This window comes from Micromonospora sp. RV43 (genome assembly GCF_001029515.1).
GTDB classification, from domain to species: domain Bacteria; phylum Actinomycetota; class Actinomycetes; order Mycobacteriales; family Micromonosporaceae; genus Micromonospora; species Micromonospora aurantiaca.
On sequence record NZ_LEKG01000036.1, the window covers coordinates 54,212 to 65,251 of the forward strand.

Annotated in this window: 9 protein-coding genes; 2 read left to right on the top strand and 7 right to left on the bottom strand. The window is 71.9% G+C overall.

Annotated elements, in window-relative coordinates:
* Positions 1-7: 7 nt before the first annotated feature.
* From ABD52_RS11970 to ABD52_RS12000, 7 genes are all read right to left on the bottom strand, one after another.
* The gene (locus ABD52_RS11970) at positions 8-1,663 is read right to left on the bottom strand and encodes an ABC transporter substrate-binding protein (protein ID WP_047891839.1); all 1,656 of its coding nucleotides are present in this window, start codon (positions 1,661-1,663) and stop codon (positions 8-10) included.
* Between the two features lie 277 nt (positions 1,664-1,940).
* Complete coding sequence (locus ABD52_RS11975) at positions 1,941-2,729, bottom strand: ATP-binding cassette domain-containing protein (protein ID WP_013285147.1); 789 nt, start codon at positions 2,727-2,729, stop codon at positions 1,941-1,943.
* On the bottom strand, positions 2,729-3,991 hold the full coding sequence (locus ABD52_RS11980; RefSeq protein ID WP_047891840.1) for an alanine racemase: 1,263 nt from the start codon (positions 3,989-3,991) through the stop codon (positions 2,729-2,731). The genes ABD52_RS11975 and ABD52_RS11980 overlap by 1 nt, the downstream gene beginning before the upstream one ends.
* 19 nt (positions 3,992-4,010) lie before the next feature.
* Positions 4,011-4,991 (bottom strand): ABC transporter permease, encoded by a 981-nt coding sequence (locus tag ABD52_RS11985; RefSeq protein ID WP_013474643.1) that lies wholly within the window; start codon positions 4,989-4,991, stop codon positions 4,011-4,013.
* A complete protein-coding gene (locus tag ABD52_RS11990; protein WP_013474642.1) occupies positions 4,992-5,969 on the bottom strand; it encodes an ROK family protein in 978 nt (325 codons plus the stop codon).
* Complete coding sequence (locus ABD52_RS11995; RefSeq protein ID WP_013285143.1) at positions 5,969-6,961, bottom strand: phosphotriesterase; 993 nt, start codon at positions 6,959-6,961, stop codon at positions 5,969-5,971. Before ABD52_RS11995 ends, ABD52_RS11990 begins: the two co-directional genes overlap by 1 nt.
* A gap of 109 nt (positions 6,962-7,070) precedes the next feature.
* On the bottom strand, positions 7,071-8,186 hold the full coding sequence (locus tag ABD52_RS12000; protein WP_047891841.1) for a substrate-binding domain-containing protein: 1,116 nt from the start codon (positions 8,184-8,186) through the stop codon (positions 7,071-7,073).
* A 369-nt stretch (positions 8,187-8,555) separates the two neighbouring features.
* On the opposite strand from ABD52_RS12000, the gene ABD52_RS12005 reads away from it, so the two are divergent.
* Both ABD52_RS12005 and ABD52_RS12010 read left to right on the top strand, forming a co-directional pair.
* The gene (locus ABD52_RS12005) at positions 8,556-9,743 is read left to right on the top strand and encodes an ROK family transcriptional regulator (RefSeq protein ID WP_013474641.1); all 1,188 of its coding nucleotides are present in this window, start codon (positions 8,556-8,558) and stop codon (positions 9,741-9,743) included.
* Positions 9,744-10,099: 356 nt separating this feature from the next.
* The coding region (locus tag ABD52_RS12010; RefSeq protein ID WP_047891842.1) for a PHB depolymerase family esterase at positions 10,100-11,040 on the top strand (941 nt) is incomplete at its 3' end.

An 11,040-nucleotide genomic window follows, 5' to 3' on the forward strand; every position in this document is an offset into this window, starting at 1 on the left:
GACGTCCCTAGGCCGAAGCGCTCAGGTAGCGCAGGCGGGCGAGGCCGTCCATCGGCTGCACCCAGCCGGCGACGGACTCCCGGACGGGCAGGTTGAAGTTGGGCTGGCAGATGACCACCCACGGCACGTCGGCGGCGAGGATCTCCTGGACCCGCTTCCACAGCGCGTTGCGGGCGGCCGTGTCGACAGTGGTGTGCGACTTCTCGTAGATCTGCTCGATCTCCGGGTTGCTGTAGTTCGAGTAGTTGAGGTTGGCGCCCTTGACGAAGCTCGTCGCCAGCATGTACTCGACGTCGTCCACCCAGAGCTGCCCGGAGGTGATCTGGAGCGGGATGTTCTTCTTCGTCCGCCGCTCGCCGAGGGTGGCCGGGTCCAGCGGGGTCAGCTTGAGCCGGATGCCCGCCTTCGCCGCCTCGCCCTGCACCTGGACGGCGATCTTCTGCTGCTCCTCGTTGTCGGCCTCGAAGACCAGCTCGGAGTCGAGCGACGCCCGGCCGGCGGCGGCCATGGCGGCCTTCGCCTTCTCCAGGTCGTAGGTGAACGGGTAGCCGCTCTCGTCGTAGCCGGGCATGTCCAGCGGGACCGGGCTCTTGGCCGCGCGGGCGTCGCCGCCGTACACGTTGTTGATGATCTGCTCGTAGGGCACCGCGTACGCGAGCGCCTTGCGGATGTTCACGTCGTTGAACGGCGCGGCGGTCACCGACATCTGGATGGCGACCTGGCGGTTGCTGGCCGCCGAGATGACCTTGATGCCGGCCGCCTTCTTGAGGTCCTGGATGTCGCGCTGGCTGATGCCCAGGGCGATGTCGATGTCACCGGCCTGGAGCTGGAGCCGCTGGTTGGAGGCGGCCGGCACCACGGAGATCCGGATGGTCGGCGTCTTGGCCGGGTCCGGGCCCGGGTAGCCGGTGTTCGCGCTGAGCTCGATCTCCTGGCCCTGGGTGGCCTTGGCGACGTTGAAGTAGCCGCCGGTCGGCGGGTTCTTCGCGAACCACTCCTTGGCCCAGGGGTCGCTGCCGCTGGCGTGCTTCTTGGCCTCGGCGGAGTCGAAGACGTACAGCGAGATCGCCTGGATCTGCCGGGTCAGCGCGCTCGGGAACGCCTGGTGGAACTCCACCGTGTAGTCGTCGACGACCTTGACCTGGTCCGCGCTGGTCAGGCCGATGGTGCGGTAGACGCCGGCCACGTTGGCCTGGGCGGCGAACGCGCGGTCCTTCGACCACTTCACGTCGGCGGCCTTCATCTCGTTGCCGCTGGCGAACTTGACGCCGCGACGCAGCTTGAGCGTCCACACCTTCTGCTCGGCGTCCGGCTCGAACGACTCGGCGAACGTCGGGGTGATGTTCTGGGTGTCGAGGATCTGGCTGCCGCCGGCGTTGGTGACCCCGTAGTCGATCAGGTACGGGAAGACGTTCTTGTAGAGCATCAGCGCGGTCAGGTCGAAACCGACGAAGTCCTGGTCCCAGCTCGACAGATAGCTGGAGACGGCGATGCGCAGCGTCTTGGCGGAGGCGCCGCCGGACTTGCCGTCCGTGGACTTGCTGCCGCTGTCCGCGGCGCAGGCGCCGGTGGCGAACAGGAGCGCGACGCTGCCACCCAACTGCAGGACGCCGCGGCGGGAGAGCGCGGGCGAGGAGGCGCCCGGACGGGGTGAACGAGCCATGAGAAGCCCTCCTAGAAGCACGAGGCGAATGGCCCGAGCTGCGGACCTACCTGGTGTTCTACCGGATTAGGCACGAGTGAACAATAGGGTGAACGGTGTTCACTGAACACGCCCGGGCTGTGAAATTAGAGCGCTCCCGAAGTGCGGGATGACCCCGGTGTCAGCGTTCACATGAGTTCACCAAAACGTTACGTACGACGGATCGAACGGGGCCGGAAACGCCGATGACCCCGGGAGGGGCACCCGGGGTCATCGTGCGCGCGGCGGTCCGCGCGGCTCAGGGGCGGCCGGTCTCCTCGGACGCGCCGGTGATCATCGAGACGATCTCGTTGCGACTGGTCCCGGTGATGTCGCGGACGCCGACCTGGCGTCCCCGGCGCAGCACCGCCACCCGGTCGGCGATACGGAACACCTGGTCCAGGTTGTGGCTGACGACGAGCACGGCGGCACCACGTTCCCGCAGCTTCAGGATCAGCTGCTCCACCTTGGCGGTCTCGGCCACGCCCAGCGCCGCTGTCGGTTCGTCCATCAGCACCAGGCCGCTGGCCCAGTGGGTGGCGCGGCAGATCGCCACCGCCTGCCGCTGCCCGCCGGACAGGTCCCGGATCGTCGCCTTCGCGCTGGGAATGCGCACGTCCAGCGCGTCCACCAGCTCCTGCGTCTCCCGGGCCATCCGGCGCCGGTCGAGCAGGCGCAGCGGACCGCGGGTCAGCTCCCGGCCCAGGAACATGTTCATGTAGACCGGCTGCGAGTCGGCCAGGGCCAGGTCCTGGTAGACCACCTCGACTCCCTGCCGCCGGGCGTCGGAGGCGTCCCGGAACGTCACCGGGCGCCCGTGCATCTCCAGCTCACCCTCCGTGGGCTGGTAAACCCCCGAAATGATCTTCACAAGGGTGGACTTGCCGGCGCCGTTGTCGCCGACCAGCGCGGTGATCTGCCCGGCGGCCAGTTCCAGGTCGAAGCGCTCGATCGCGACCACGCCGCCGAACTGCTTGCGGATGCCGCTCAGCCGCAGCGGCGGGGCGCCCGCCCGGGTCGCGTCGTCCTTGTGGATGACAGTGCTCATCATGCCCTCCCTGCGCTGCGAGCCGCCTGGTTACCAGTGCCGGGGCCGTCGCCCGCGTCGATGTCGTCCAGCCCGATCGGCGCCGAACCGTCGGCGGCGTACACACCGGCCACGGCCGGGGCGCCCGACCGCACGCCGGTGACCCCGGCGGTCAGCGCCCGGGTGACGAACGCCTGCGGCCGGAACCCGAACAGGACCGTGTCGCCGGGTGCGACGCCCGGCGCGGCCGTCACGTCGGCCATCGCGTAGTAGTCGATCGCCTCGGGCGCGGGCATCTCGACGTCGACCAGGTACGCGTCGTCGAGACCACCGCCCCGGGGCACGATCAGCGCCCGGGTGCCGCCCAGGCCGAGCACCGGATCGACGTAGAGCCCGCCGCCGAAGACGTACGCCCGCCCGTCCCACAGGTGGGACACCTCGCTGACGTAGAGCACGGCGGGCTCCTCGACCAGGTCGGTGACCGCGTGCCAGGGCGTCGTGCCGGTGAGCCCGTGGCCGGGTTCGACCTGCGTCACGCCCGCCTCGGCCAGCATGGCCAGGATCGCCGCCGACGTCGTACCCGGGGCGTTGATCTCGACGTGCGACCACCCGGCGGCGCGCAACGCCACGGCGGCGGCCCGCAGGGTGCCGAGGTTCGGGGTCGGCACGACCCGCCCGGCGGCCGGATCGAACAGCTGGGTCGGGAAGCTGGTGACACCGGCGAACCGGGCGCCGTCGAGGGCGTCGAGCCGGTGGGCGACAGCGACGATCTCCTCGGCCGGCCAGCCGCCCTCGTGGCCCCGGTAGAACCGGTCGCCGGGCGCCGCGATCCGGGCGAGCAGCGCCTGCTCCCGCCCGGCCGCCGCGCTCGCGGCGGCCGCCTCCGCGGCCTTGGCGTCGTTGAAGACCGTCCAGTACGCGGGCGCGAGCGCGGCGGCGACCGCCGCCTCGTGCCGGGGGATCTGCACCAGGTGACCGAGGTGACCGATGCCGAGCCCGCCGTGCCGGTCGGCGAGCGCGCACTGGAGGTCGACGCCGACCGCCTCGGTGATGCCCGCGTCGCGGACCGTCCGGCAGAAGTCGGGGTTGCGCCCGACCTGCTTGGTCATGGCGTAGACCGACAGCCCGTGCCGGTCGGCCTCGGCCCGGATGGCGGCGGCGTTCGCCGCTACCGTGTCGAGGTCCAGCGCGTAGCAGTTCGCCGGCAGGTCACCGCTGTCGTGCAGGTTCGCGGCGGCGGCGAGCAGGCCCGGATTGCGGCGTCGCAGCAGGTCCAGAAACATGCGGTTGCTTCCTTCCGGGTCAGCTTCGCCGCTCGCGCAGCGAGAGGGAGACGGCCACCAGGATGATCGCGCCACGCGCCATCATCTGCTGGGACACGGACAGGCCGGCCAGGATCAGGCCGTTGTTGAGCATGCCCATCAGCAGGCTGCCCAGCACCGCGCCGACGATCGAGCCCTTGCCGCCGAAGAGGCTGGTGCCACCGACGATGACGGCGGCGATGACGGACATCAGGTCGGCCTCGCCGAGGGTGTACCGGGCGCCCTGGAGGCGGCCGGCGTAGAGCAGGCCGGCGAGCGCCGCGCACATCGCGCTGCCCATCAACACCATGATCTTGACGCGGATCACCTTGATGCCGCTGACCCGGGCCGCCGCCACGTTGTCGCCGATGGCGAGCGTGTGCGCGCCGTACCTGGTCTGCCGCAGCACGAGGTAGCCGACCACCGCGGCCGCCACCGACCAGAGCACCAGGCCGGGGATGCCGAGGATCTCGCCCTGGCCGAAGAAGGACAGGAACGCGTCGTTGCTGACCGGCACCGACTGGAGGCCGGTGACCTCGCGGGCCAGACCGGCCACCGCGCCCATGGTGGCGAGCGTGACCAGGAAGCTGGGCAGCCGGACGAGCGTCACGAAGACGCCGTTGACCAGGCCGACCGCCGCGCCCGCGGCGAGGCCCGCCGCCACACCGAGCAGCATGCTGTCGGTCTCGCGCATCGTCACCGCGCCGACGAGCGCGGAGAGCGCGACGACCGAGCCGATGGAAAGGTCGATCTCACCCGCGGCCAGTACGAAGACCAGCCCGACCGCCATGATCGTGATCGGCGCGGTCTGGATGACGATGTTGGTGAGGTTGCTCGTGGTCAGGAAGCCATTGCCGCCCTGGGTGATGGCGAAGAACAGGAACACGACCGCGAAGCCGATGTAGACCACGTAGTCGCGCCAGTTGATCCGGCGCCAGGCCGGGACGGCGCTGGTCTTCACCGCCGCATCGGTGTGGGTCATCTATCGTCCCTCCGCTGTCTGGAAAGAGGTGTTCCGGTGGGCCGGTGCGTCGTCGCGGACGCCGGCCTCCCGGCGGGCGACCGCGACGGCGCCGAGCAGGCCGGCCCGGTCGCCGAGCCGGCTGGTCTTGATCAACGGGGCGTCCGCGCTGAGCGCGGCGACCCAGCGCCGGACCGGTTCGACGAGTTCGGCCCGGGAGCCGATGCCGCCGCCCAGGACGACCGCCTCCGGGTCCAGGACGGCGGTGACCGCGACGACCGCCAGGGCGATCAGCCGGGCCTCCTCGTCGATGGCCGCGAGGGCGCCCGGGTCACCGGCCGCGGCCCGGTCGAAGACGTCGGGCACGCTCGCCTGCTCGCCGGACACCGCGCGGTAGCGGGCGGCGAGGGCCGCGCCCGCGACCGCCTCCTCCAGCGCGCCCTTCACCTGGTTGTCCTTGTCGAACGGGTCGGTGCCCAGGGGCAGGTAGGAGATCTCCCCGGCCGCGCCGCGCGCGCCGCGGACCAGTTCGCCGTCGAGCACGATGCCCATACCGACGCCGGTGCCGACCGCCACGAACACGAAGTGCCGGTGGGTACGACCGCTGCCCAGCCACCGCTCCCCGGCGGCGGCCATGTTGACGTCGTTGTCCAGCACGACCGGGTGGCCCAGCCGGCGGGTCAGCTCGGCCCGCACGTCGAGGGCCTCCAGGTCGGAGACGTTGGGCGACAGCTCGATGGCGCCGGTGGCCGGGTCGGGTACGCCGGGCAGGCCGATCGCGCTGGCCCGCACGTCGGACCAGTCGACGCCGGCCCGCACCGCCAGCTCGCGCAGCAGCGCGTCGATCTGCGCGGCGACCGCCGTGCCGCCCCGGGGGTCGGTCGGCTGCACCTGCTCGGCCAGGACGAGGCCGTCGAGGTCGGCGAGCGCGGCCCGCAACTTGGTGCCGCCGAGGTCGACGCCGGCGACGTAGCCGCACGGACGCGGATGCGCGGCCATCAGCCGACCGTCAGGAGCCGGGCCGGGTTGGCCGTCAGCATCTGGTCGATCGCCTCCGGCGGCACACCGAGCCGGGCGAGACCCGGCACGATCTCCCGGCCCAGGTACGAGTACCCGAGGCGGCCGTGCGTGCCCGGGTTCAGGTACGCCTCGGCGCCGGTCAGGTCCATCGAGAGCAGGATCCGGTCGGCGTACCCGTCCCGGACCAGCCCGGCGAGCATGCCCAGCCGGGCCCGGTCGGGCCGGTGGTACGCGCGCTTGGCGAACTCGCCCTCCGGCGGGTCGGCCGGCAGCGGGGCGAGTACGAAGTCCCAGAACTGCTTGCCGAGCGTGTCGAAGGCGATGTTGACGCCGGTGGCCAGCACGGCCCGCAGGTAGTCCGGGTCGGGGTTGATGTCCAGGTGGCCGATGACGACGCGGGAGAGGTCGGCCTTCTCCTCGCGCAGGATCTCGACCTGCTCCAGCGCCATCGTGCCGTGGGTGGTGTGGGTGTTCACCGCCAGGCCGGTGGCGACGTGGGCGCGGGCGGCGGCCCGCAGGCACTTCTCCTCGTGCGGGGTGATCTCGTTCAGGCCGGTGGCCTGCTCGCCGAAGATGCCGACCTTGATCCCGGTGTCCCCGACGCCGATCGTGGCGTCGGCGACGAAGCGCTCCCGCATCTCGTCCACGCTCGCGGACAGCGCCCAGCCCGGGGAGTACGGCTCCAGGTAGATCGCCGACCCGGCGACCACGTGCAGGCCGGTACGCAGTGCCACCTCACGCAGCAGCGTCACGTCGTGACCGACCACCTCGTACGGGGACAGGTCCACGACCGTGCCGAAGCCCAGCTCCGGCAGGCCGCTCACCGCGCCGGCGGCGAGGTCGGCGCGGTCGTCCCCGGCGCCACCGGACAGCCACGGCCCGGGCACCAGCGCGCCGAGGTGCTCGTGGCTCAGCACCCGGCCGAGCGACTCGGGAGGCACCGGCCCGAGGACTGTCTGGACGTACCCCATGTGCTTCTTCCTCTCGTCTCGCGGTGGTCGCGGTCCCGGCGGTGGGCCGGGCCGCGTCCGGCGAGGTCCGGGGCCCGTTCGGGGAGGCCCCGGACCTCGCGGCCCGGCGTCAGTTGCCGAGCACCTCGGCCGGGGGCTCCTGGCCGTAGTCGTCGCGCCAGGCGTCGGCGATGTTGTCCTTGGTGGCGGCCATCGGCGATCCGACGACCAGCTCCGGGGCCTTCTTGCCGAGCAGGCCGTACGCGGCCACGATGCCCAGGTTCTCGCCGAGGCGGGTCGAGCCGTTGGCGACGACACCGGCGACGTTGCCGCCCTTGACCATGTCGGCGGCGAGGTTCGCCTCCAGGTCGTTCGTGACGATCTTGACGTCGGTACGGCCCTGCTGCCGGGTCGCGGCGAGCACGCCCTCGGCGGCGGTGGCCCAGGCGACGTAGACGCCCTTGAGGTCGGCGTGGCGGGTCAGCATCGCGGTGGCGATGTCCTCGGTGCGCGCCGGGTCGGAGAACCCGGCCTCCTCGACGATCTCGATGTCCGGGTAGAGGTAGCCCAGCCAGTCCTTGAACGCCTTGTCCCGCTGGTTGGTGAACCAGAAGTCGGCGTCGTGGTAGACGTAGCCGACCTTGCCCTTGCCGCCGAGCGCCTTGCCGAGCATCTCCGCGTTGGCCTTGCCGAACGCGGTCAGGTCGGCGGTGACGATGCCGACGATCTGCTCGCCGGACTTGTAGCCCTTCGGCGGGGTGGTCATCACGACGAGCTTGACGCCGGCGTCCACGGCGGGCTTGAAGGCCGCCGCCGCCGCGGTCGGGTCGACGGCGATGGTGACGATCAGGTCAGGCTTGAGCGCCAGCACGGTCTGCACGTTGTTGGCCTGCCGTACCGCGTCGAACTCGGCGCTGGTGCTGGCCAGCACCTTGATGCCGAGCTGGTCGAACTCCTTGCGGACGCCGGACTCCACGGCCTTGGTCAGCGCGGAGCCCTCGTGCCAGACGAAGGCGGCGGAGTACTCGCCGTCCTTGACCTTCTGCCGCTCCTCGGGGGTGAGCGAGAGCTGGTCGGCGGCGGTCGGCGTCTCGCCGCCGGGGCCGACGAACGACAGGCTGGGTTCGGTACGCGGGCCGCTCGACGCGCCGCCGCTCCCGGAGGTCTCGTTCGAGCAGGCGCCGACCATGAGCGCCAGGGCGCAGAGCGCGCCGAGGGCGGCACCACGTCTACGGCTGAGAATCATTGCTCTTCCCTTCACAGCAACGGGGTCTGGAACCGGTGATTCCGGACTGACACGGGGGTCCGATGCGACCGGCACGGCGCGTGCGGGGGCACCCGCCGCCGTCCCTGGGGGCCGGCGACCTCTATTTCCGTTCAGGGTGAAAGTATTATCGCGTTCATCACAGGGAGTCAAGAGTGCTGGTCAGAGATTCGACCCACTCCGTCCGGCACCCCTCCACCGCGCTTCACCTCGGGTTTCGCGCTTGGGCCGGGCGGGAGCCGGAGACGGGCCGCGCCGGGGAAGTCCGCCGGGACGACACGGTCCGGGTGGTTGCTCATCCACCGGCGCAGCTTTAACATTCGGTCGGAAATAAAAACGGCGGAGGTGGGCGTGGAATCTCGGGCACCCCGGGCGGCGAACCGGTCCACCGTGCTGGCCCACGTGCTGACCCACGGTCCGGTGAGCCGTACGGCCATCGGCCAGGAGACCGACCTCTCCCCCGCCACCGTGTCGCGGATCGTGGAACAACTGCTCGACGAAGGGCTGCTGACCGAGACCGACGGCGCCCCGACCACCACCCGGGGCCGGCGGGCGACCCGGGTGGCGATCGCCGCCGGACGCGGCGTGGTCTGCGGGGTCGACGTCGGAGGCTCCAACGTCCGGCTGGTCGTCGCCGACCTCGCCGCCCGGCCGCTGACCGGCCGGACCGTGCCCACGCCCGCCGACTACGACGCCCCCCGGCTGGCCCAGTGGCTGGCCGACCTGATCGTCGCGACAGTCGGCGCCGACCGGGAACGGCTCGACTGCGTCGCGGTGGGCCTGCCCGGCGCCGTCCGGCAGGGCGACCGGGCGGTCTCCAACGCCCCGAACCTGCCCCAGGTGGAGGACCCGCTGTTCCTGCGGCTGCTGGAGAAGCACCTGGGCACCGCGGTCGAGGTGGACAACGACTCCAACTACGCGCTGCTCGGGGAGCTGCGCTTCGGCGCCGCCCGGGACGCGCAGACCGCGGTGATGCTCACCATCGGGGCGGGGCTCGGCGCCGGCGTCGCCATCGACCGCCGGCTGTTCCGGGGGCGCAGCGGCCTGGTCGGCGAGTTCGGCCACCTGCCCGCCGGTCCGCTCGGCGCACCGCTCGAACGGATCATCAGCGGCTCCGGCATCCTCGCCCGGGCCCGCGAGCTCGGCCTGTCGTTCGACAACGCGGCCGACGTGTTCCGCTCGGCCGACCCCCGCCTGGCGCCGGTCCGGCAGTACGTCGAGCAGGCGCTGCTGGTCATCCTCACCGCGGCGGTGGTCGCCTACGAACCGGAGGTGATCGTCCTCGGCGGCGGCATCTCCCACGCGCTCACACCCGACCTGGTCCGGCTGCGCGGCCGGCTGCACGAGATCGTGCCCGCCGCCGAGGCGACAGTCCACGGCGCGGAACTCGGCGACCTCTCCGGCGCGCTGGGCGCCGTGGTCGCGGCGCTGCACACCGCGTACCGGCGACTCGGGCTCGCGGAGGCCGACCTGGCCCGCGTACCCCAGCCGGACGCCCTCGCCGGCTGCGACCTGCCGGCCCTGGCCGACCACGCCTGAGCAGGCGGCGGCGCTCGCGCCGCGCGCTTCTGTGAGCGCTCACCCGGCGGCCCACCCGGCACTCCTCCGGGCCCGGCCGGTTGAACATGTTATCGATAACCTGCTATGTTCCGGCACGGGAGCGAAGGGCACGCTCCCCGTCACCCCCGCAATCGGCAAGGCGACCCGAGGCACCTTCCTCGCCGCCCCGCCGGTCGGTGACCGGTCCGGGCCGCTCCGCCGATGCACGCCGACGCAGGCGGCCACGGACGACTTCGGCCCCGGCCGCACGCGCGGCTCCGCGCCCTCTTCGCAGGCGACGTCGGCATCGACGGACGGTCCGGCCTGCACCGCCACCCAGGGCAAGGAGTCAAGCAATGGCGAAACGAACACCGCTTCTCTCATCCATCGCCGCCGCGGCCGTGCTCCTCGCGGCGGTCGCCGGCGGCGCGCTCAACGGCGGCCTCGGCGAGACGGCACAGGCGTCGACGAACGGCACACTCGCCGCGACCGCCGGCTGCGGCAAGGCACCCACGCTGTCCAGCGGGACGCGCACCATCTCCAGCGGCGGACAGAACCGCAGCTACATCCTGCGCATCCCGGACGGGTACGACCGCAACCGCCCGTACCGGCTGATCTTCGGGTTCCACTGGCTCAACGGCTCGGCGAACAACGTCGCCTCGGCCGGCTACTACGGCCTGCTGCCGCTGTCGAACAACAGCACGATCTTCGTCGCGCCGCAGGGCATCGACAACGGCTGGGCCAACACCAACGGCCGCGACCTGACGCTGTTCGACGACATCTCCCGGCAGGTCGAGAACGACCTCTGCGTCGACAGCAGCCAGCGGTTCGCGCTCGGCTGGAGCTACGGCGGGGCGATGAGCTACGCGGTGGCCTGCGCCCGGCCCACTGTCGTCCGCGCGGTCACCGTCATCTCCGGCGCCAACCTCAGCGGCTGCAACGGCGGCACCCAGCCGGTCGCCTACTTCGGCATCCACGGCATCTACGACAGCGTGCTGAACATCTCCGCGGGCCGGTCGCTGCGGGACACGTTCGTCCGCAACAACGGCTGCACCGCGCAGAGCCCGCGCGAGCCGAGCCGGGGCAGCCTCACCCACATCACCACCACGTACTCCGGCTGCCGCGAGGGCTACCCGGTGCAGTGGGCCGCGTTCGACGGCGACCACACCCCCAGCCCGGTGGACGGGTCGTCCAGCCCGAACGACTCCCGGACCTGGACGTCGGGAGAGATCTGGCGGTTCTTCAGCCAGTTCGCGTCCACCACGCCGCCGCCCACCACCACGCCGCCGCCCACCAC